The 21,781-nt window shown below is 40.7% G+C and carries 18 protein-coding genes; 5 read left to right on the top strand and 13 right to left on the bottom strand.

Annotated features, from left to right (window positions below; genetic code table 11):
* Positions 1 to 88 precede the first annotated feature (88 nt).
* From PLZ15_05740 to PLZ15_05730, 3 genes are read left to right on the top strand one after another with little or no spacing between them, the layout of a single operon-like run.
* Positions 89 to 1,339 (top strand): asparagine synthetase B, encoded by a 1,251-nt coding sequence (locus PLZ15_05740; protein ID HOI29248.1) that lies wholly within the window; start codon positions 89 to 91, stop codon positions 1,337 to 1,339.
* Positions 1,340 to 1,395: 56 nt separating this feature from the next.
* Positions 1,396 to 2,055, top strand: coding sequence for a fumarylacetoacetate hydrolase family protein (locus PLZ15_05735; protein HOI29247.1), 660 nt, complete (start codon positions 1,396 to 1,398; stop codon positions 2,053 to 2,055).
* 14 nt (positions 2,056 to 2,069) lie between these two features.
* Complete coding sequence (locus PLZ15_05730; protein ID HOI29246.1) at positions 2,070 to 2,318, top strand: zinc ribbon domain-containing protein; 249 nt, start codon at positions 2,070 to 2,072, stop codon at positions 2,316 to 2,318.
* Between the two features lie 42 nt (positions 2,319 to 2,360).
* Here the strand turns inward: PLZ15_05730 and PLZ15_05725 are convergent, their stop codons facing one another.
* Positions 2,361 to 4,352, bottom strand: a complete 1,992-nt coding sequence (locus tag PLZ15_05725) for a dihydrofolate reductase (GenBank protein ID HOI29245.1) — start codon at positions 4,350 to 4,352, stop codon at positions 2,361 to 2,363.
* A gap of 149 nt (positions 4,353 to 4,501) precedes the next feature.
* Between PLZ15_05725 and PLZ15_05720 the strand changes: the two genes are divergently transcribed.
* Positions 4,502 to 4,846, top strand: coding sequence for an arsenate reductase family protein (locus PLZ15_05720; GenBank protein ID HOI29244.1), 345 nt, complete (start codon positions 4,502 to 4,504; stop codon positions 4,844 to 4,846).
* Here the strand turns inward: PLZ15_05720 and PLZ15_05715 are convergent.
* The 7 genes from PLZ15_05715 to PLZ15_05685 form a co-directional block, all read right to left on the bottom strand.
* Positions 4,843 to 5,460 (bottom strand): HAD family phosphatase, encoded by a 618-nt coding sequence (locus PLZ15_05715; protein HOI29243.1) that lies wholly within the window; start codon positions 5,458 to 5,460, stop codon positions 4,843 to 4,845. The two genes, PLZ15_05720 and PLZ15_05715, sit on opposite strands and share 4 nt — an antisense overlap.
* 114 nt (positions 5,461 to 5,574) lie before the next feature.
* Positions 5,575 to 8,730 (bottom strand): efflux RND transporter permease subunit, encoded by a 3,156-nt coding sequence (locus PLZ15_05710; protein ID HOI29242.1) that lies wholly within the window; start codon positions 8,728 to 8,730, stop codon positions 5,575 to 5,577.
* Between the two features lie 23 nt (positions 8,731 to 8,753).
* Positions 8,754 to 9,812 carry an efflux RND transporter periplasmic adaptor subunit gene (locus PLZ15_05705; GenBank protein ID HOI29241.1) on the bottom strand — a complete coding sequence of 353 codons (1,059 nt, stop codon included), beginning with the start codon at positions 9,810 to 9,812 and terminating at the stop codon, positions 8,754 to 8,756.
* A 26-nt stretch (positions 9,813 to 9,838) separates the two neighbouring features.
* A complete protein-coding gene (locus PLZ15_05700; GenBank protein ID HOI29240.1) occupies positions 9,839 to 11,155 on the bottom strand; it encodes a TolC family protein in 1,317 nt (438 codons plus the stop codon).
* Positions 11,152 to 11,796 carry a TetR/AcrR family transcriptional regulator gene (locus tag PLZ15_05695; protein HOI29239.1) on the bottom strand — a complete coding sequence of 215 codons (645 nt, stop codon included), beginning with the start codon at positions 11,794 to 11,796 and terminating at the stop codon, positions 11,152 to 11,154. The genes PLZ15_05700 and PLZ15_05695 overlap by 4 nt, the downstream gene beginning before the upstream one ends.
* Positions 11,797 to 11,992: 196 nt before the next feature.
* Entirely contained in the window at positions 11,993 to 14,062 is a 2,070-nt protein-coding gene (locus PLZ15_05690) for an insulinase family protein (protein HOI29238.1), read from the bottom strand.
* 29 nt (positions 14,063 to 14,091) lie between these two features.
* The gene (locus PLZ15_05685; GenBank protein ID HOI29237.1) at positions 14,092 to 15,417 is read right to left on the bottom strand and encodes a pitrilysin family protein; all 1,326 of its coding nucleotides are present in this window, start codon (positions 15,415 to 15,417) and stop codon (positions 14,092 to 14,094) included.
* Positions 15,418 to 15,809: 392 nt separating this feature from the next.
* On the opposite strand from PLZ15_05685, the gene PLZ15_05680 reads away from it, so the two are divergent.
* On the top strand, positions 15,810 to 17,372 hold the full coding sequence (locus tag PLZ15_05680; GenBank protein HOI29236.1) for a M1 family aminopeptidase: 1,563 nt from the start codon (positions 15,810 to 15,812) through the stop codon (positions 17,370 to 17,372).
* Between the two features lie 3 nt (positions 17,373 to 17,375).
* On the opposite strand, the gene PLZ15_05675 is transcribed toward PLZ15_05680, so the two are convergent.
* The 5 genes from PLZ15_05675 to PLZ15_05655 all read right to left on the bottom strand — a co-directional run bounded on the left by PLZ15_05675 (position 17,376) and on the right by PLZ15_05655 (position 21,771).
* On the bottom strand, positions 17,376 to 18,365 hold the full coding sequence (locus PLZ15_05675) for a hypothetical protein (GenBank protein ID HOI29235.1): 990 nt from the start codon (positions 18,363 to 18,365) through the stop codon (positions 17,376 to 17,378).
* A complete protein-coding gene (locus tag PLZ15_05670; GenBank protein ID HOI29234.1) occupies positions 18,362 to 19,105 on the bottom strand; it encodes a hypothetical protein in 744 nt (247 codons plus the stop codon). Before PLZ15_05670 ends, PLZ15_05675 begins: the two co-directional genes overlap by 4 nt.
* Positions 19,095 to 19,664 (bottom strand): sigma-70 family RNA polymerase sigma factor, encoded by a 570-nt coding sequence (locus tag PLZ15_05665; GenBank protein HOI29233.1) that lies wholly within the window; start codon positions 19,662 to 19,664, stop codon positions 19,095 to 19,097. Before PLZ15_05665 ends, PLZ15_05670 begins: the two co-directional genes overlap by 11 nt.
* 108 nt (positions 19,665 to 19,772) lie before the next feature.
* The gene (locus PLZ15_05660) at positions 19,773 to 21,185 is read right to left on the bottom strand and encodes a glycine--tRNA ligase (protein HOI29232.1); all 1,413 of its coding nucleotides are present in this window, start codon (positions 21,183 to 21,185) and stop codon (positions 19,773 to 19,775) included.
* A gap of 85 nt (positions 21,186 to 21,270) precedes the next feature.
* Positions 21,271 to 21,771 carry a DinB family protein gene (locus tag PLZ15_05655; protein ID HOI29231.1) on the bottom strand — a complete coding sequence of 167 codons (501 nt, stop codon included), beginning with the start codon at positions 21,769 to 21,771 and terminating at the stop codon, positions 21,271 to 21,273.
* Between the last annotated feature and the right edge of the window lie 10 nt (positions 21,772 to 21,781).

Below are 21,781 nucleotides of genomic sequence, written 5' to 3'. Positions count from 1 at the left end.
ATTTCCGGAATTTAGGGGCTTAATCGGTCACTTATTTGTATTACGATTAAGCCCGTTTTATTTTTGTCCCACACATTTAATATTTAAGATGAAATTTATAGCCCCGTTATTAATCTGTTTTATCTCCACTTTTGCTCAGTCCAAGCTCCTTATAAATATGGACCTTCAGCAGGCGGATCATTTGAAGGCATACGGTATTGCATTTAACGCTCTGGAGAGCGGATCGACGGGTGACTGGCTATTAAACTACAAGGGCGGATCTTTCATGTTCGATTATACGGATCAGCTCGCGTTCAAATGCAGGCTAAAAGGGGTTTCCTTTTCACCTCTTTCAAATGAAGAAGCGGTTCAGATTTATTCCTTTGTCCAGAGCGAAGATCAGAATATGGATATCGTCCGTCTGGAAAAAGCACCGAAGATAGCTGTTTATGTTCCGCCCGGATTTCAGCCGTGGGATGACGCCGTAATGCTGGCGCTCGATTATGCCGAAGTTAGCTACGATAAAATCTGGATTGAAGAGATCCTCCGCGGTGATCTTGAAAAGTACGATTGGCTTCATTCGCATCATGAGGATTTTACAGGGCAGTTCGGAAAATTTTATGCTTCGTTCAGCGGGGCCGCATGGTATGTTGAACAGCAGCTTCTGTATGAAACGGAAGCAAAAAAACTCGGTTTCAAAAAAGTATCCGATATGGAAAAAACCGTTGTGGCGATAATCAAGGATTACGTCGGCAAGGGAGGATTTCTATTTGCAATGTGTTCGGCAACCGACTCGTTTGATATTACACTTTCTGCAATGAATGTAGATATTGTTGACAGGATGTACGACGGAGACGCTCCGGATCCCGGTGCGGAAAACAAACTCGATTTTTTAAATACATTTGCATTCGAGAATTTTAAACTGGAAATGAATCCGCTTATTTACGAATACAGTGATATCGATATCCAGCCCCTTGAAATCGGAGACCAGCGGAACGACTATTTCACTCTATTCGATTTCTCCGCCAAATACGATCCGGTTCCAACAATGCTGATTCAGAATCATGTTAACGTGATTCCCGGATTTATGGGTCAGACAACTATGTACCGGAGAAAACTGATCAAGAACTCAGTTTATATACTTGCCGAGAGGGCCGGCACAGATCAGATTAAATATATTCACGGAAATTTCGGAAGAGGGACTTTTACATTTTACGGCGGTCACGATCCGGAGGATTATCAGCACGCGGTGGGAGACCCTCCAACTGACCTGAGTTTATTTAAAAATTCGCCTGGCTACAGGCTGATATTAAACAATATTTTATTCCCTGCAGCTAAAAAAAAGGAACAAAAAACTTAGAAAACTTTTTATTCCCCCTGAATCCTTTTAAAAAATATTTTATCTAATAAGGCGTTATGAAATATCTAAAATTCAAAAACAGTAATGATGAAGTCCCGATCGGGAAAATTGTTTGTGTAGGAAGAAACTATGCCGAACACGCCAGAGAACTTGGAAACGAAATTCCTGATTTCCCTTTGATATTTTTAAAACCGGCATCAAACGTTATCTTTTCTGGAGAACCGGTTGTTCATCCGGAATATTCAAACGACCTGCATCACGAAGTAGAACTTGTTCTATATATTGGAGCCGAAGTAAAAAATGCTGATGACCAATCCGCTTCGGAGGCAATTGAGGGTTACACGGTTGGACTTGATATGACTCTCCGGGATTTACAATCCCAGTTCAAGAAAAAGGGAGAACCCTGGACCTTGGCCAAATGTTTTGATACAGCGGCAGTTCTCTCTGAGATTGTATTGAAGAAAGATTATTCTTTAAACGGGAATGAGGCGATCTCCCTTTCAGTAAATGGAGTAGAAAAACAGAATTCGCAGGTTAAGAATATGATCTTTTCGCCGGTTGAAATTGTGAAATATATCTCTGCACGAATGAAACTGGAAAAAGGAGATCTGATTTTTACAGGGACACCCGAAGGAGTTGGGCGTGTGGTTCCAGGTGATTCAATCGATGCATCAATCGAAAATATCGCTTCATTATCGACTAAAGTAATTAAATAAATAAGGAGTAACTAATGCCAATCTTTGAGTACAAATGCAACGACTGCGGTAAAAAATTCGATGTTCTTCAAAAATCCTCCGCAAACCTGGAAGAGGTGATTTGTCCAGACTGCCAGTCCAAAAACCACAAGAAATTACTCTCGTCGTTCAGCGCTTCAACCGGAAGCTCGACGGGTTTCGACAGCGGTTCTTCGTGTTCCGACGGCAACTGCGGTGTTCCTTCCTACGGCGGATGCGCCAGCGGAATGTGCGGATTAAACTAAAAAAAAGCCCTTCCTTAGCCGAGGAAGGGCTCTACCTGCAGACTAATTGTAAGTCTGCAAAAACGAATACTCCTTCGCATAATAAAGCATCTGTTCTGTAAAGTCCTCCGGATATTCTATCTTCACATCAATAATTTCTTCTCCGTTCATTACCGGAACTAACCGCGGATTGATGAATCCTGCATAGGGAGCAATGTTCAGCTTTTTATATCTAGTGAGAACTTCATCATGAATCTTGCGGTCTACCTTTACTCCGTAAGTTTCGATCAGATTTTTTCCTGCTTCGAAATCACCTTCAGATTTAATTCTCTGAACTTCATTCAGCATCTGTCCGAACAGGTTTCTCAGTTTTTCATAATCGTTAATTACAAAAAATGTTTTACCGTCCTTTAACTTTTTCTCTATTATGTTTTCACTTTTCCCTTTTTCATAAACCCATTTCGATATAGTCTGCCTGTTACGCATATGGGCCTGTTCAATATTATCGCCCGGTTCAATCCTGGAAAGCTGAGTCATCAATCCGTTTCTGATATAAGCATCATATTCGGCTTTGCCGGTTTCAAGAGAGGGCATTACGCCGATATCAACGAGCTTCCGGTCCAGAATAAAATAGAGGGCTACAAGATCCGCACGCGTTTCCTCGAGAACAGAGGCATAATTCTTCAGAGTCTCGTTCGGCTGTCCCACCCCGGGATTCAGCTGACCCGAGCCGTGTCCAATCACTTCGTGCATATCTGTATGAAGATCGCTTGCAAGGGCTCCGTATTTTCTAGCGCGGTCGATTTCATCTTTAGAATAGGCAAACTCCTCCAGTAATCCGCTCGACTCCGCCGCTTTGTTGTAAGAGTATACAATGTTGCCGAGGTTTACAGATTTTGATCCGTGCTCTTTTCTTATCCATTCTGCATTCGGCAGATTAATTCCGATCGGAGTTGAAGGAGACGCATCACCCGATTCGACTACTACAGTAATTACTTTGGCGGAAATTCCTGTCACATTTTTTTTCTTGTGTTCGGGCATAATTGAAGAATTATCCTCGAACCATTGAGCATTATCGCTTATTGCCTTAATCCGTTTTGTTGCTTCCAGATCCTTAAACGAAACAACAGATTCGTAGTTCGCCCTGTAACCGAGAGGATCATTATACGTTTCAATGAATCCGTTTACAACATCTATTACGGAAAGAGTATCTTTAACCCATTCGATATTATATTCGTCCCATTTTTTTAAGTCGCCCGTTTTATAATACTCAATAAGCAGTTCAAGAGTTTTTTTCTGATGGTCGTTTTCGGCAACTCCAGCAGCTTTATTCAACCAGAAGAGAATCTGCCTTATAGCGTTATTATACATTCCTCCAAGTTTCCAGGTCTGTTCAACAACTTCACCGTTTTCTTTTACAAGTTTCGAATTCAAGCCGTAAGAAACCGGTTTCGGGTCTTCAGGATCAGCGATTCTTTTATAATAATTTTCGACTTCCTTTTGGGATACGCCTTCATAAAAATTAACAGCAGAAGTTCTTACGAGATCCGAATTAGGATCCTGGTTGACTTTATATTGATCTACATTAGGGTCAAAAAGGACCGGGATAAGTTTATTTATCAGGTCATCAATCATCTCACCGTTTTGAAGCGGAAGAGAATACTCGTCTGTTCCGGAAATTAACTGACGGAAATATTCTTCAGAAAAGCCGGGAGTGAATTTTTTATTCGAATAATGATGATGAATCCCGTTTGAGAACCAGACACGTTTTGTGTATTCTAAAAATTTAGCAAACTCGGGAACTGTTCTATCGCCGCTGTAGGATTTAACAATCCCTTCCAGAGTTCTTCTTATATATAAATTGTGCTTGTAGTTCTGATCCCAGATAATATCCCTGCCGGAAAGCGCTGCCTGATAGAGATAATAGAGGAGAGTTTTCTGAGGCAATGATAAATCCTCAAATCCCGGGACCCTGTAACGCTGAATACGCAAATCAGCAAATTGTTCGGCTACATACTTAAAATCGTCTTGCTTCTGTTCTTGAGAGCAGTTCATAATAAATAACCCTGATAATAAAATTAATATAGCGGATGCTGTTTTTTTCATAACGCTTCCAAAATGTTTTCTAATGATTAAATTAGGCGGTGCAAAATATAATTTTTGATTAAGCTAAACAATGAATTAACCATTACTCCGGATTTGCCATGAATATTCAAATAATCGGGACAAAAAACTGCAGCGATACCCGGAAAGCAGAGCGGTATTTTAAGGAGAGAAGGATTCCGTTTCATTTCAGGGATCTGAACGAAAAAGGACTGGCTAAAGGCGAACTTGATAATATCGCTAGGAAATTTCCTTTGGAAGAATTAATTGATCGCGAGGGGAAACAGTTCAAAAAGCGTAATATGCAGTACATGCGTTTTGATATTGAAGAGGAATTATTGAATGATTCACTTCTGTTTAAAACGCCGATTGTAAGAAACGGCAGTGATGTAACAATTGGGTATCAGCCCGATACGTGGAAAAAATGGATTGAAGAATCGAGCTAACGGCTGTTAAGCAAAATTTTTCTCGAATCAAATTCTTTCAGCAATTCTCCGCAGGAATTAAATTGAATTCCATCCCAGCCGCAGGCTTTCGCGCCGTCAACATATTCCTGAATATCGTCAATAAATAAATGCTCGCCGGACGGCTTTCCAGTAAAGTTCTCAACGGTTCTGTAGATTTTTTCTTCCGGTTTAATGGCTCCGACTTCATGCGAAAGGAACAGCTTATCGAAGTGGTTTAAGAATTGATGATGCTGGTACCCGTATTCTTTATGAATCTCATTCGTATTAGAGAGAAGGCAGAGAGTATAGTGTTCCTTGAGTTTGGGAAGCAGATCTATTACATCCTGATTCAATGAGAATATATCGGAGAATATTCTGCAGAAATCATCGCCGTTTATCCTGCCTTCGAGCCATTCAATCATTTGTGAGAGGTACTGATGGCGGGACAACTCCCCTTTTTCGAATGAGCGGTGAATGTGATAATTATCCTTATACAATTGAGCGAACTGGTCGCCCATCCCGGGCTTAAGGTTATTGAAGTGTTCAATCGGTTTTGTATAATCGAACGGGATTAATACGTTTCCAAGATCAAAAACTATAACGGAGTATTTCATTAACACCTTGCAATAAAGTAACTGACACAAAAATAAAAAAAGCTGTATTAACCGGCATAAAAAATGCCGCTTCTAAAACAGGAGCGGCATCAAGCCATCTATATATTTTTTTTCTTATCCTAATTCTTCTGCCGGAGTTGCAATTTCCGGTTTCTTTTTAACAAAAAGTCGAATGATCTTTTTAATTCGCAATGGAATAGAAACCCTCATCTCTTCAACTTTCGTATAAACTATCGGAACAACAATAAGAGTAAGAAACAGAGAGCTTGTTAATCCTCCAATCAATGCCCAGGCAAGACCGGATTTCCATTCGGCGCCGGGGCTTCCGGAAAGCGCGATCGGCATCATACCGAAAATCATTGTCAGTGTTGTCATGAATATTGGGCGGATTCTCATCCTGCCCGCGTCAATAATCGCGTCTATTACACCTTCACCCTGACTTCTCATAAAGTTGGTTCTATCAACAAGGAGAATAGCGTTTTTAGCAACGAGTCCCGTAAGCATTATTATACCAAGAATTGTAAAGATATTAAGGGCCTTCATCATTAAAGCAAGCGCAAAGAGAGCTCCGATCATTGCGAGCGGAATTGAGAAGAGAATAATGAACGGATAAACAAACGAATCATACAGCGCAACCATCACCATATAAGTAAAGAGAATTGCAGCCAGTAAGGCGAGCGCAAGATCAGCAAACGACTCGCGCTGGTTTTTAACATCCCCCTCATAAGTATATTTAACACCCGGGGGGAATTTATATTTGCTCAATTCCCTGTCTATACCCGCAGAAATCTGTCCTGTTGTTATTCCAGTCTGAACCTGAGAATAAAGTGTAACAGAGGAAGTTCTTGCCTGCCTCTGAAGTTTAGTAGGTCCGGTAGAGCGGTAAATATTCGCAAATTGTTTAAGATAGATCTGCTGACCCTTACGGTTTACAAAACTGATATTACCGAGGTTATCGGTTTTTGAGCGGTCGAATTTATCCAGAATAATTCTTATGTCGTATTCTGTGTTGCCTTCCTGAAGCTTAGCCTCGTCGTTACCAGTAAGAGCGACCTGAAGCGCCTGACCGACTTCTGCAATTGTCAATCCGAAGCTTGTTAATTTTCTCCTATCGATATCAACGCGGGTTTCAGGATTCCCTTCTTCGGAAGAGAGGCGGACGTCGGCTGTTCCCGGAATATTCTTTACAATCTGCTGAATTTCCGATGCGGCTCTTCGTACATCTTCGTAGTCGGGACCGCTTATAACCATCTGTATCGGGGTCTGATTGGCGGTTCCAAAAATACCGACCGGATTGACGCGGACTTCTACGCCGGGGACCTGCTGGGCGAGACGTTTAATATCGTTCCCAACTTCGTCGGTCGATTTCTTTCTTTCCTCTTCGGGTACAAGAGTTACAGTAATTTCCGTAACATTACTCGATGCGAACCCAACAAATCCTTCGTTTGAAGCGCCGACATTAGTATAGATACGCATCACTTCCGGCATCTCCCCGATCTTTTTTTCAATCAGCTGAGAAACCATGTTTGTCTCTTCAATTGTAGCGCCCGGAGCTAATTCAAGCGTAACGGCAAACTCGCCGCGGTCTGTCTGAGTCATAAATTCAGCGCCGATAAATCCGGCAGGAATCAATGCAAAGCTCGCTACGAAAATACCTATAGTCATTAAAGCTACTTTTCCTCTATGATTAATCGCCCACTTAAGAAGGACAATATAATACTCAGTAAAGTCTTTAAATTTCTTTTCGAACCAGATAGCAAATTTACCCAGAATGGTTCTGGATGTTAACCTCTCAAGTTTCGCGAAGCGTGATGCAAGCATCGGAGTTACTGTAAATGAAACGAAAAGACTCATCAATGTTGAGGCAACAACAACCGCTGAAAATTCCCTAAGAATATTTCCTACTATTCCGCCGACGAGCGTGAGAGGAAGGAAAACGGCAACATCAACAAATGTAATGGCAAGCGCCGCAAAACCGATTTCATTTCTGCCTCTTAGTGCTGCCACCCTGCTCTCCTCTCCTTTCTCAAGGTGATGGTAAATATTTTCGAGGACAACGATCGAGTCGTCTACCAGAATACCCACAACAAGAGAGAGCCCTAGCAGAACCATAAGATTCAACGTAAAACCGAATGCCCAGATAACAATAAAAGTTGAGATCAGAGAAGTAGGTATCGCAACTAATATTATCAGTGAGTTGCGAATACTGTGCAGAAACATAAGCATAACAGCGGCTACCAGAACCACCGCGATAGCAAGGTCATCTTTAACCGCGTCAACCGCATCGATAGTAAAGAGAGATCCGTCTTGAGCTATTTCGAATTTCACATTATCGTCTTTATAGATCTCCTCAATTTTTACAATTTCTTCTTTAACAAGATTTGCTACATCTACTGAATTCGCATCGGACTGTTTTTGAAGAATTATGCCGATAGTATTCCTGAAATTAATTCTGCTGATGTTGGTATAATCCTTTATCCCGTCTTCAATTTCCGCAACATCTGAGAGTTTTATTTCACCTCCCATTCTCGATTCGCCGATACTGAGATTCTTCAGGTCTTCAATCGATTTTAATTTTCCGGCAACCCGTATAATAAACTGTCCGTCGCTGTCTTTAATTTTACCAGTCGGGAAATCGAGATTGGATGCTTTAATCATCTGTGTTACCTGAGTAATAGATAAACCGAAAGCACGGAGTTTCTGAAGGTCCAGATTGACTTTTATCTCTCTCTCCTCGCCGCCTACAAGAGCAAGCTGCCCTACACCTGGGACTCTGGAAAGCTGCGGCTGAATTTTATCTTTGACAAACTGATATAATTCCCGCGAATCCATATTCGCAGAAACCCCCATTCTCAGAATAGGAATTTCGTCGAGTGCGATTTTAGAAATGGTCGGCGCTTTTGCGCTTGCGGGTAACTGAGATGTAACCTGCCCTACTTTCCTTTGCGCGTCCTGTAATGAAAAGTCAGTGTTCGCCGTTTGAAGAAGTTCAATCACCACAAATGAAAGTCCTTCTGTAGAAGTAGACCGTACTTCTGAGACTTTGTCCATTCCCGAAACAGCGTCCTCAATCACTTTTGTAACACTTGACTCCACCTCGCTTGGTGAAGCGCCCGGATAGATGGTTGTAATTGTTATAACCGGCGTAGAAAATTTCGGAAGTAATTCATATTTAAGCTGCCTGAAAGCAAAGAGTCCCAGAATAATGAGCGCCGAAAATACAACTATAACAAGGGACGGCCGTTTTATTGATAATTCTGTAATTGTCATTTTCATTTTCCTTTTCTTATAAACTACTTAATAACCGTTACACGGGTGTTATCAACAATGTTGTTCTGTCCGTTTACAATAATCTCTTCTCCTTCCATTAAACCCTGAAGGATTTCTACAAACACACCGGACTCGTTACCAACCACAACGTCGCGCAGTTTCGCAACTTCATTTTCCACAACAAAGACCCGGGGCTGTTTAATACTCCCGACTAGCGACTCACGTGGTATAACTATCGATTTTCGATCTTTAATGGAAGTAAATTCAACCCTGGCAAACATTCCCGCTTTAAGAGGATTTTCCCTTTCATTAACAACATTTATCTCAACCGGATATGTATGAGCTTCATCCGCCTTGGCACTAACCGATTCAATTCTTCCTTTAAACACATTACCCGGATAAACGTCAACGGTTACAGAAACGGGATCTCCGGCTTTAATCATGAAAGCATCTTTTTCGGCTACGTTTATTTTTACTTTCAGTCTGGAGATATCCACAATATTTGCAACGAGCGTAGGCTGCGGAGGACCCTGAAGCATCGCGCCCACGTCAACGTATTTCGCGGTTACATAACCGGAGATTGGTGTTTTGATCTGCGTATCGTTGTATTGTCTTTTTGCAACAATATACTGCGACTCTGCAAGAGAATAGGCAAGCTTAATCTGATCTAACTGAGAATCGGAAGCAGACTTTTCCTTATGAAGAGATTGAAATCTTTCGAAATCTTTTTTTGCTTTCTCATAATTTGCTTCGGCGCTCATTAAAGCAGCTTTTCTGAGTTCATCATCAACCTGGAAAAGGACAGAGCCGGCAGGTTTATAATCTCCTACTTTAATATAAACGGCCGTTACTTTTCCGGAAGTTTCAGAAATAATGTTTACATCGTTGTTTGCTGCGACAGTTCCGACTAGACTAAGTGATTCTGCCAGATTCTTCTGAACGGCTTTTTCAACCTTTACGTAGTAAACGTCCTTTATTCCGCCAACGCTGGATGCATTCATTTTCTTTTTATTCATAAACAGAATTGAAACCACGCCGATAACAATTACAGCAAACAGCAGGATTAATTTCCAGTTTTTCATTTTATATTTCTCCAAATATTATATTCTTATTTACCGATTGATTTTTCAAGTTTTGCTTTTGCAAGCTCATAATCCACAAGCGATGTTGTGTAATTTGTTCTGGAGCCGATAAGAGCCGTTTCTGCGTCTATCAGTTCCGAGCTTGTTGTGAGCCCGTTTTTAAATTTTTGAGAAGTAACCCTTAAATTTTCCTCTGCCTGTTCAACGCTCAGTTTTGCAATTGAAATTTTTCTTTCGGCCTGATTAACATTAAGATAATTCTGAGTTACTTCCATTGTAATACCGTCCTTGATTAAACCGAATCCGTCAACCGCCTGGGCAAGCTGCGCTTCCGCCTGGTCAGTCTGATGCTTTGTTGTAAACCAGTCCCATACATTCATGCTTATGTTTACTCCCGCGTCCCATGTTGCATCAAATCTGTTTTGGGTAGGAAGAATCCTCTGGTTCGGTTTCGAGTAATAGTAGTTCCCGTAAAGAGAGATTTGCGGGTACCAGGAGGATTTGGCGAGGGTAACGCCCGCTTCGCCTGCTTTAATTCTTGAATCAGCAGCTTTAAGCTCGGGTCTTCTTTCAATCGCTTCATTGATAAGGGTGATTAATTGTCCGGCTGAATATCCGGCTTTGTTTGCCTCAGAAGAGATTTCGATATGTGTATCGAGCGGGATTCCGATTACATTATTGAGGGCAACTGTTGAGAGCTTAACGGCATTTTCAGCATCAACCTGCTGATAAAGAGCGTTCGACAATTGCACCTCGATTTTGAGTATATCGTTGCGAGTAATCATACCTGCTTTTTCAAGATTCCTTGCGTCATCGAGATGTGCTTTAATCTGGTCGACAGTTTCGTCCATTAGTTTTTTAAATTGAATTGCTTTATAAACACTCCAGTAGGAATTCCGGATATTAAAGATGAGTTCGCTTTTATCCCTGTTATAATCCTCGTTTACAGCGTTGGCCAATTCTTCATTCATGGTTAGATTTCCCGCAAGCCGGAAACCGGTAAAGAGAGGCTGAAACAGGGAGAGTTGTGCCGAATAATTATCGAAGATACCCGGCGCAATCGGAAAAGACCCGAACGGAGTATTGATGATAAACGGATCAACCTCACTAAGTCTTCTGTAACCGGCATTCAGTTTAAGAGACGGAAGCCGGAGTGCGTTGGATTCCTTTGCTTTTGACTGTGCGCTTTTCACTTTCATCAGGGACGAATGAAGAGTCTTGCTGTTCTTCAGACCGATTTCTATAGCCTGACCGATAGAAAGTGAGATTTTTTCCTGTGCAGGAATAGACCCGTTAAAAAACAATAATCCTAAAAAAAGAAAAACATATTTGGTGTACCTCATGTTAAAGAGACTCCATTATTTTCGTTTATCAGATTTGTGTTACGATATTTCTCTCTTCCTTTATCGGAAAAGATTCCTTCAAATAAAATTTTTACAATATCGGTATAGGCTTCGTTTGCCGTCACCGGCAACCGGGCAAGAGATTCGAGATTTAGCATGCCGTGGATAGCCGAGAAATAGAGTTGAACCGCTACATCGCTGTTAAAGTCATTTCTAAAAACACCGCTCTCTTTTCCCTGATTTATCAGCTTTGAAAAACAGAGATATGCATTCTTCCTTCTGAAAGCCTGTATATCGTTCCATATATCGGGGTGACTTTTAACAAGGTCCTGAAAATTCGGATGGGATAATTTTGAAAAGTGTGATGTAATAAAGCTCAGAAACTTATTCAGCTTCTCAACAAAATCGATGCTATTATCGGCAACCAGTTTATCTACGAAAGTTTCTATTTCGCATTTTTTGTTTTGAACAATTTCTTTTAGAATATGCTCCTTGTTATTGAAATGTTTGTACAGCGTCTTCTTGCTGATCGAGAGAAGAGAAGCGATTTCCTCCATAGTAACCTTTGTAAAGCCGAACTGAAAAAACATTTCTTCTGCTTTAGTAAGTATTCTTTGTTTTACCTCAATATCGTAAGCCATTGTCACCTATGATTGATTCAGTAACAGAACACCGGGAATCTTTTTATAGTTCCCCCGGAAACAATTGTTGTTTAAGTCGTTTCCAAACTTACAAAAGTTTCATAATCCTTAAGAAAATTTTTTTGAGGTGCGCACAATAAAAAAAGCCGCATTTTTAGCAATGCGGCTTTTTTCTTCTAAAACAGATTCAAAAAGCTTATTTCACTTCGAATAGCGAGTCGGGAAGGCCTGTATTAATTTCTATGGAGGAGACAGTCAACTCAATAGTCTGAGGTCCGAAGGATTGGGTCATTTTGAAAGGATATTTTACACCTTTCACCTCCCTGTAATCGTCCATATCAATTACCTGGTTAAAAGTACCCTGCTCGGTAGAAACTGAACTGGCGGTTCTGATTAAATATCCTGTTTCAACCGAGTAGTATGCCGTGCTTTTCTTGCCGTTCGGCTGTGTGAAAGAAATTTTATAAGCCTCTTTTCCGTTTATGGTTTCCATTCCGGTCAGTTCATATTTAACACCTCTTTCGTCGTAAGTAAGCATGTTGTGCAAAGAATTATCTTTCATATCTTCAAGCTGATCACCGGCGAGATCGGTTCTCTGTCCCATTCCTTCAGTATACCCCTTCTCACCGTCAAAAACTGTTTTCTGCTGAAATACTCCTGCGTCGAGAAGCTGATAAAGTTTATTCGGCTCTTTCTGATTGATTGTAATGGTGAGGTTCATTCCCTGAACGGTTCCAGACAATTTTGTAACCTTATCGTTTACCTTCAGAATATTCTCTTTACCGCCGATAGCCTCGACGTATTTATTCAATATATCACCGGCTGTAACGCCTGCAGGAATTTTCTTGGAAGAAGGATCGAAAAGATTACCGTTAATATCAAAATAATCTACTTTACTGCTAACACTGAACTTTGAAATATTTTTTGCAATCTCCTGACCGTTGCCCACAACAATAATATGAAGATTGTTAGGTTTAATAAATTTTTTAGCCGCGGTATAAATATCATCTGCTGTAAATCCGTTCAGAGTTTTCAGATAATTTTTATAGTAATCTTTTGGAAGATTATAACGGGCCGTATTAATGGCAAATCTTGCGATTGTTTCGGGTGATTCGAGGCTTCTTACAAAATTACCCGAGAGAAGGTTTTTAGCTTTCTGTAATTCATCCTCGCTTACTTTTTCATTTCTTATCTTTTTCATCTCATTCAGTATTTCAGTAATTGCACTATCGGTTACGCTTGTTCTCACCTGAGTAAATGCGGCAAAGCTTCCAATAAGCCGGTCTGGATTCATTCCCGAATACGCTCCGTAAGTATAAGCTTTAGACTCTCTCAGATTCATAAACAAACGGCCAGTCGCGCTTCCGCCGAGAATCAAATTTACAACGCTTGCTTTAATAGCATCTTCGCTTCCGACTTTTAATTCAAGCGGATAACCGATTGCAATAACGGATTGAACTGAATTTTCCCGGTCTACAAGAGCAACTTTATTTACAACCGGAGCCTTAGGTGTGGCATAATCCTTTTTTTGAACATCCTTTGCCTGCCATTTGCTCAAATATTTTTCGACAAGTTGTTTAGCCTTAGCAAGGTTTATGTCGCCTACAATAGCCAGGTAAGCAACTTTTGGATTGAAACTTGAAGTATAATAATCTTTACACATCTCGAGGGTATAGGAATTAACGCTCTCCTCGGTTTCAATTTCGCCGTAAGGATGATCGCTTCCGAACATCAATACATTACTTACTCTCTGCGAAATGGAATTCGGATCGTCTTTTGTGGTTGCCAGATTTGAGAGCATCTGCTTTTTGATTTTATCGAGTTCCTCCTGCTTGAAATCGGAATTAAGAATGATATCGGAAATAATTTCGAGCAGTTTCTCTTTGTGTTTCTCAAGTCCGGACGCAAAAATTCCGGTAGACGATGTAGAGAGGCTGGCGCCCAGCAGATCAATTTCCTGATCGAGCTGGTCTTTGGTCCTCTTTTTCGTACCGGTTCTCAGAAGTTCGCCGGCGGCCGAAATGTATCCTGCGTTTTTTCCTTCAAGCACGGGGTCAACGTCAAGTATCAGGTTAAAAGAGACCCTTGGAAGTTTTCTGTTTTCAATAACAAAAACTTTTAATCCGTTTTTCAGTTCGAACGATTCATAGTTCGCAATTTTTATTTCCGACGCCGGACCAGGAGGCGGTAATTTGCTTCTGTCTAGCTGACCGAAGACCGGAAACGCTACAATAAATGCAAAAATTAAAAGAAATAACCTCTTCATTTTATTACTCCCGTTTTATCAAAATTATTTTATTTGCTATCAGCCGGTTTTGGAAGATAGTAAAGAACCACTCTGTTCTCTTTAGTAAAATATTTATTTGCCACTTTTCTAATGTCCTCTCTGGTTACCTTCATATAATTCTGAAGATCAGTATTGATCAGATTGGAATTTCCGAAGTAGATAAAATAGTTGGCCAGGGATTCCGCAATACCCTGCATAGTCGAATTTCTGGTTACAAATTGGGTTTCTATCTGATTTTTTACTTTCTGAAATTCTGTTTCAGTAATAAGATCTTTCTTTACTTTTTCAATCTCAGATTCAAAAGCGGCTTCAAGCTCTTCAGGCTTTACACCAACATTGGTCAATCCGTAAACAATGAAGAGTCCCGGATCTTCAAGGGCAAGAGGAATCGAACCGACAAAAAACGCTTTCTGCTGCTTATCCTTTATTTCTTTAGTTAATCTCGAGCTTTCCCCGCCGGATAATACCGTGGTCAGAAGATTCAATGCATAATAATCCGGAGTACCCTGTGCCGGAATATGATAAGCATGAAGAACGAGGGGCAGCTGCACCCTATCGTATACTATTTCCCTTACTTCGGCAGTCTGAGGCGGTTCAACAATTTTTGTCCGTTCAATTTTTTCCTTGCCGGCAGGAATTTCTCCGAAATATTTTTTCACCAGATCCCTGGTTTTGTTAATATCGATATCCCCTGCAATTGATAAAGTTGCATTCTGAGGAACGTAGAATTTTTTATAGAAAGCTATAAATTCGTCGAGCGTTGCCATATCGATATACTGCGCAATTCCGATCGGGGTCCAGCGGTACGGATGAACTTTATAAGCATTCCCGAAAAGTTTTTCCAGGAGGGACCCGTAGGGACGGTTTTCATAACTCTGTTTTCTCTCCTCCTTTACAACTTTCCTTTGAGTCTCAACACCGACGCTGTCTATTTTAAGATGAAGCATTCTCTCCGATTCCATATAGAGCCCAAGCTCCAACTGGTGTGAAGGAAGGACTTCGTAATAGAATGTCCGGTCGAACGATGTATTGGCATTCAACTCTCCGCCGGCCGACTCAATTATCTTAAAATATTCTCCCCTTTTAATATTAGGGGAACCTTCGAACATCAGATGTTCAAAGAAGTGGGCGAATCCGGTTCTTTCCGGATCCTCATTCTTGCTTCCAACATGATAAAGAACCGAAACGGCTACAATCGGCGTTGTATTATCCTGATGAAGGATAACATTCAGTCCGTTATCAAGTTTGTACTGAATAAAATCGATTTTCCTGGTTTGTGCGTTCGAAACCACAAATCCAAAGATTATCATTACAATCAATATCTTAAGTTTCATCCTGCTACCTTTTGATTTTTATTTGATCAAGTTAATTAATTTTTATCGGGAAGAATTCTACCGGGGGATACATTTTATTTTTAGTTCTAAATTTTGTAAAACACACCAGTAAAAGTTCAGTAATTAGACGATATTTTCAAGTAAATTGTTCTTAAACTGGAAATTCTTTTTCATATGGACATCATATTCTAATTTTACCCTTAGCGGGACAATATATTGCTTTATAAGGCTTTAAGAATTATTAAGACAGATTTCTCCTTTCAGTTTCAGAAACCGGTACCGGTTAAACCTTATTGTTCTCCGTTTTACCCATAACAATTTGTATTTCATTTCAAGGCGGATTTTTGTAATAATACGTCCGCATTTAAGCGGTTTAAAGAATCCGGAAATAAATGAATCTTAGATCTACTATTCTTTCAGTAATTTCTTCTCTGTTTGTATTTTTTATGACGGGTGCGGATCAATCCGCCTTTCCGTTATTTGAAAATACAGGCAGGGAACGGATCTTAAACGATCAGGGATTTGATATCAGCTACTCGATCGAACCTTTTTACGATATTAATATTTTCCGTTTTATTGTTGTAATGGAATTTACCGGAGAGAAAAACGGAGAAACAAGAATAATACTGCCGAATGAATTCCGCGGACAAAAAAATATCGACGGCATTAAATTCTTAAAACCGCTCACAGAGAACACAACAATAATCGATACCGAAGTACCCGACCAGAAAATAATAAAATATATGCCCGGCCGGCAGGTAAGAATCTACTACCAGATTGAAGAAATACGGGACGACGATATCGAGCTCGGCAATCAATACATGGTAACACTGAACCGGACCTATTTCCATATACTTAGCGAAACATTTTTCATACTACCGGCGTGGGACTGGTATAAAGAGTGGAGAATAAGAATAGGCTGGAACCATATACCTTCAAACTGGAATCTCGCAAACAGCTTCGGTATAAATGAAAAAATACAGAACATCAAAACATCTCTCGCAAAATTCTCCTATTCGATATTTACAGGGGGCGATTTCCGGATATCCAAAAAAAACATTGACAATTATCCGGTATTACTTTCAATCCGCGGGAAATGGAATTTCAGCGATGAGCAGTTTCTTGAGCTTGTTAAGACAATCCTGAAAGAGGAGCGGGATTTCTGGGACGACCACAACTTCCCTTATTTCCTGATAACCGTTTTACCAATTGAAGGAAGGGGCGATCAGATCGGCCTGCAACGAACAAATTCATACTCATTCTTCCTATCAAAAAACAGGATCGTCGATCTGCGGTTGAAAAGGTTAATTGCTCACGAGTTTTTTCATACATGGCTAGGTGATAAAATAAAATTTGCTGAGCCGGAACAGCTTGTTTACTGGTTCAAAGAAGGATTCTGCGATTACTATACCCGACTGCTTTTATTAAGATCCGGTTTGATAACGCTTCCGGAATATGTAGAGGATTACAACCGGATTCTTTATGCATACAATACATCCCCGGTCCGAAATGAAAAAAATGAAAGAGTAGTAAACGAATTCTGGAGTAATTTTAACATTATGAAACTCCCCTACATGCGCGGGGATATAATTGCGCATAACCTGAATACTATAATCATAAATAATACCGGCGGGAGTAAATCGCTTGATGATCTTATGAAAAACCTCTTCAAAAGATCTCTAACGGAATCGCTGCTGGTTTCCAACGGCAGTCTAAGCGCACTTATACGTTACTACGCTGATGAACAGGCATTGTCCGATATTATGAAATCGCTTAACTCCGGCGTCCCTCTAAAAAGTCATCCGGAAGCTCTCGGTCCATGCTTCAAAATGGAAATTGAATCGTACAGAAAATTATGGCTGATAGGTGAACTTTTCGAAATTCCCTCCTACGTTCCAAAGTCAGAAAATTCTGTTTACGACCCCAAATGTATCGAATGGTTTTTATACAGGTAGCAATCATCTGCTTCCCGACTTTTTTAACCGGGGTGTTAAAAGCAATAGAACAATTAACAATACAAATCCCGCTGTAATATAGATTGCCCACATATTAATGATTCTCGATTCGATTGTCATTGAAAAGTCGGAATAGAAGAATCTCTTTTCATTAAACTTCCACCCGGCTTTATTTCCTTCCAGCGCATCGGCGTTTGTATTAAGAATAATTCCGGGCATAATAACCTCATTAATATAATCCCCGTCAGCACCGCCCATAAATTCCAGCCCGTTATTGATATTCTGCATTATCCGTTCAATCGCGGCCGACAGATATTCAACCCGGGTAATTTTATAAATGTTCTTTATGCTTCGCATAATACTCTGAGTATCGCCCGGGCCGGCAAGCAGGCTATCCTTTAATTCGTTTTTTCTTTTATCGAACAAATCCTCAGTAATTAACGGATCATTCAATTTTCCGATCTCATTCATTAATTGGGAAAAGAATTCCTGAAACAGGTTCTCTTCAAAATAGGAATCGAGCTTATCAGACAAATAACCGGAGGTATCGCCGGCTTCATACAATGCATAATCAGCGCTGCTAAGAAAATCCTTCAGCGCAATCCGGTTGAATCGGTTATAGGATTTGTACGTTTCAGTGTAGCGGAGGTATGTAAAAAACCAGCGGAAATTCTTTTCGAGGTTCAGGGTTGTACTGATTTTCCCATCTCCCGCAATATTATTGTCAATCGCGTTTACATCATCGAAAGTTTTCCGGGCAACAAAGACTTTTTGAGTGTCGCCTTCCATCAATTTGAATTCCACATTCCAGCTGGAGTCCTGCGGAAAAGGGAATGAGACATCCTTCAGGCCAGAAGAATCAACTCTTGCAATTACCGTCCTTTCGCAGGAGCCGTCGGGATTCACTTTCGTTACTGTCTTATATTCCTTTTTACATCCGCTAATCCCCGCAATTAGTAAGATTACTATGATAGTGGAATTAAATTTTTTCATTTCTTTCCCCTCCTGCTTAATTCATCCTCCAGCAATTGAAGATAATTTTTTAAAAACTCTATTTCGTCACGACCGATACGTGAATTAAATGCCGTTTCTTTATCGACCGGAAGCCTGGAATTCAACTCAATTATTTTTTTTAATTCATTCTCCTCAAATTGACCGAGAGTTTTTAATAACGGAATAATTCTGTCCTTCCTCAAAAGAACCCATGATTTATTTATATCCAGATAATCCGTTTCACCGGAAATAAACTTGTAGATCCTGCGGAAGGCTCCGAGGAGATCCGCTTCCTCACTTAAGACCGAAGCGGTATTATTACTTTCAGTCCATCTCGAACCAAATCTCTTTTCCAGATCGGAAATCTTTGATGCGTCACTGTAATTTTGAAATATAAACACCGCAACTATAAAAAAAAGTGCGAGTGCGAATGAAACTCTTGCTTTCCGACCCAAAATAAATCCGTTTATTAAATCAATTATGCTCACACGGCCGGAAGGGGAGTGATTCTTCAGACTCTCTAACACATCCATAACAATGTCTTCTTCATTCTCAAAATTGTCCGGCGATTTTTTCATAATATTTATTATTCGGTCGGCCTGTTTCACTTTTTCAAACAGAGTTTTACACCCGCCGCAATTTTCAATATGCGTCAGGATTAATCTTTTATCTTCAGAATCTTCCGGATTTATTTCTGAAATCAATATCCGGCTGCGGATCTCATCACATTCATTTTTCATTTTCATAACCGATAATTTTTTCTCTGATATTTCTGCGGGCATGGAAAAGATTTGTTTTAACGGAAGATTCCGAGAGACCTGTTATATCGGCAACTTCGCTTACGGATAATTCCTCCAGATCCCTCAGAACAAAAATCACCCTCTGTTTTTCCGGCAATTTTCCCGCAAAAAGTTTTATAAGCCCGGCAGTCTCTTTGTTCGAATACTCTCTTTCCAGATCCGAACAATCTACGGGATCAATCTCTTCCGATGATTTGAAGAAGAAACGGCTCAGCTTTTTTCTGCTTTTCAACCGATCGATGGAAAGATTTACTATAATTTTGTAGAGCCAGGTAGAAAATTTAATTGCGTGATTGTAATTGCCGATATGCTTCCAGACCCTAATGAATCCCTCCTGAACTATATCTCTGGCATCGTTCTCGTCATACAAGATTCTAAATGCAATAGTCATTGTATACCTCTGAAACGATTTGACAATTAGTTCGAATGAACGGAGATCCCCGTTTTTAGTATTCTGGATAAGCAGAGAAAGCTCTTCTTCTGTAATTCCGTTCGGCATCAATTAATTTCTTTTTTCAATCTATGATACGACTGAAAATATGAAAAGTTAAATGGAGGGAGAAAAATATTTTTAAAGGGAATGCCCTGGGGCATCCCTTTTTTCAATTTAACGAAGCTTTTGAGTGAGATAATTAAGAAGCTGATCGATATTAACACGTAGCTGGTTCATCGAGTCGCGCTCTCTAACCGTAACAGTCTGGTCCTGGGTAGTCTGCGTATCGACTGTAATAGAGAAGGGAGTGCCGGCTTCATCCATTCTGCGGTATCTCCTTCCGATCGCGCCCTTGTCATCGTAAAAGATTCTTATGAAAGGTCTGAGTTCCGCTTCTATTTTGCGCGCGATCTCAGGCATGCCGTCCTTATTAACAAGTGGAAGAACCGCTGCTTTTATAGGAGCCAGCTTCGGGTGAAATCTTAAAACGCTCCTCAACTCGCCGTTTACTTCTTCTTCATAATATGCATCGATCAGGAACGCCATAAAGGATCGGCTTGCGCCGGCCGAAGTTTCTATTATAAAGGGAATGTATTTCTCTTTCGTCTCATCATCGAAGTAGAGCTGCGATTTACCCGAATATTCCTGATGCCTTCCGAGGTCAAAATCGGTGCGGTTATGAATTCCTTCAATCTCGCCCCATCCGAACGGGAATTCATATTCAATATCGGTTGCTTCTTTTGCGTAGTGAGCGAGTTTTTCCTTCGGGTGATCGTGAAAACGGAGTTTGCTTTCAGTCATTCCCAGTGATTTGAACCAGCCGATTCTTCTTTCTTTCCATTCGTCATAATGCTTCTTATCGGTTCCGGGTTTACAGAAATACTGCATTTCCATCTGTTCAAATTCCCTTGTCCTGAAGAGGAAATTTTTGGTATTAATTTCATTCCGGAATGCTTTGCCTATCTGCGCAATTCCGAAAGGTACCTTCTGACGGCTTGAGTTTGCAACATTCAAAAAGTTAACAAAAATTCCCTGGGCTGTTTCCGGGCGGAGATAAATTATATTTGATGAATCTTCAACGGGTCCCAGAAAAGTCTTAAACATCAGATTGAATTTCCGCGGCTGCGTGAATGTACCTTTGTTGCCGCACTGGGGACAGCCGAGGAGAGCCAGGAGAGACATCGCTTTATCAGAATCCTCTAGCAGAGACGTGAATTTGTCGTCAAGCGTTCCATCGCCGGCTAAAACCGCTGGATCGAATTCTTTTAACGCCTTCTCTTTATTCTTTTCGGAGATCAGTTCGGTTAAAGTATCGAGTCTGAACCGTGCTTTACATTGCTTGCAGTCTATCATCGGATCGGTAAAATTCTCTACGTGTCCGCTTGCCTCCCAAACCCGCGGGTGCATAAGGATTGATGCGTCGAGACCCTCCACATCTTCTCGGTAAGTCATCGATTTCCACCATTCCTCTTTTACATTCTTAAGGAGTTCCACGCCGAGCGGGCCGTAATCCCAGCATCCGTTCAAACCTCCGTATATTTCACTCGATTGAAATACAAATCCCCTTCTCTTTGCAAGAGATACAATTTTTTCTACCGTATCGTTCTGTCCCTTTGCGATGATACACCTCTGATTTTTTTGTCGGCAAATATAATAAAAAGTCGATTTAGTGTTATACCTGGGGTTCCATTCCCATAGCAGCCCATTCTTCCCTGGACGGACCGTAGACGCCAGTTACCGGTAAACCAGCCTGCCTCATAAGGACTGTCATTTGTGCCCGATGATGCGCCTGATGAATAACGAGCATTGAAAGTACTTTGCCCAATTTCCAGGTCTCCCCGTAAAGATCGGTTTCGTTTAACAATGTTTCGTCAGTCCAGTTCTCTTTCAATTGATCAGAGATCTGGCCGGCATAAAGATTATAAAAAGAAATAACATCAGAAAACTTTTCCGGTTCCGGCTTCTGCTCGTTATAGGTTGCAAATTTAAATCCAAGCCGGTGCATAATTTCCGGAAGACTTTGAGTAATATGCCACGCAATGTAGCCGAGGGACCTTCCGTCTTCGGTTACCTTTTGATTTTTTTTCTGATCTGTGATATTAGTGAATAACTTGACTGTCGATTCGGATTCGTATTTCCAGTCATCCAGAAAATCGTTGATAGATCTGTACATAAAACTCTCC

It is taken from the genome of Melioribacteraceae bacterium (genome assembly GCA_035362835.1).
In the GTDB taxonomy this organism is placed as follows: Bacteria; Bacteroidota; Ignavibacteria; order Ignavibacteriales; family Melioribacteraceae; genus DSXH01.
Note: the sequence above shows the minus strand (reverse complement) of the source record. Positions and strands in the feature narration are given on the sequence as shown.

Bases quoted from the DNA above. Each gene is read 5' to 3' on its own strand.
- PLZ15_05670 (HOI29234.1), bottom strand. From the start codon at position 19,105: ATGAAAAATGAATGTGATGAGATCCGCAGCCGGATATTGATTTCAGAA.
- PLZ15_05740 (HOI29248.1), top strand. From the start codon at position 89: ATGAAATTTATAGCCCCGTTATTAATCTGTTTTATCTCCACTTTTGCT.
- PLZ15_05720 (HOI29244.1), top strand. From the start codon at position 4,502: ATGAATATTCAAATAATCGGGACAAAAAACTGCAGCGATACCCGGAAA.
- PLZ15_05690 (HOI29238.1), bottom strand. From the start codon at position 14,062: ATGAAGAGGTTATTTCTTTTAATTTTTGCATTTATTGTAGCGTTTCCG.
- PLZ15_05655 (HOI29231.1), bottom strand. From the start codon at position 21,771: ATGTACAGATCTATCAACGATTTTCTGGATGACTGGAAATACGAATCC.
- PLZ15_05665 (HOI29233.1), bottom strand. From the start codon at position 19,664: ATGCCGAACGGAATTACAGAAGAAGAGCTTTCTCTGCTTATCCAGAAT.
- PLZ15_05725 (HOI29245.1), bottom strand. From the start codon at position 4,352: ATGAACTGCTCTCAAGAACAGAAGCAAGACGATTTTAAGTATGTAGCC.
- PLZ15_05710 (HOI29242.1), bottom strand. From the start codon at position 8,730: ATGACAATTACAGAATTATCAATAAAACGGCCGTCCCTTGTTATAGTT.
- PLZ15_05695 (HOI29239.1), bottom strand. From the start codon at position 11,796: ATGGCTTACGATATTGAGGTAAAACAAAGAATACTTACTAAAGCAGAA.
- PLZ15_05680 (HOI29236.1), top strand. From the start codon at position 15,810: ATGAATCTTAGATCTACTATTCTTTCAGTAATTTCTTCTCTGTTTGTA.
- PLZ15_05730 (HOI29246.1), top strand. From the start codon at position 2,070: ATGCCAATCTTTGAGTACAAATGCAACGACTGCGGTAAAAAATTCGAT.
- PLZ15_05715 (HOI29243.1), bottom strand. From the start codon at position 5,460: ATGAAATACTCCGTTATAGTTTTTGATCTTGGAAACGTATTAATCCCG.
- PLZ15_05685 (HOI29237.1), bottom strand. From the start codon at position 15,417: ATGAAACTTAAGATATTGATTGTAATGATAATCTTTGGATTTGTGGTT.
- PLZ15_05735 (HOI29247.1), top strand. From the start codon at position 1,396: ATGAAATATCTAAAATTCAAAAACAGTAATGATGAAGTCCCGATCGGG.
- PLZ15_05705 (HOI29241.1), bottom strand. From the start codon at position 9,812: ATGAAAAACTGGAAATTAATCCTGCTGTTTGCTGTAATTGTTATCGGC.
- PLZ15_05675 (HOI29235.1), bottom strand. From the start codon at position 18,365: ATGAAAAAATTTAATTCCACTATCATAGTAATCTTACTAATTGCGGGG.
- PLZ15_05700 (HOI29240.1), bottom strand. From the start codon at position 11,155: ATGAGGTACACCAAATATGTTTTTCTTTTTTTAGGATTATTGTTTTTT.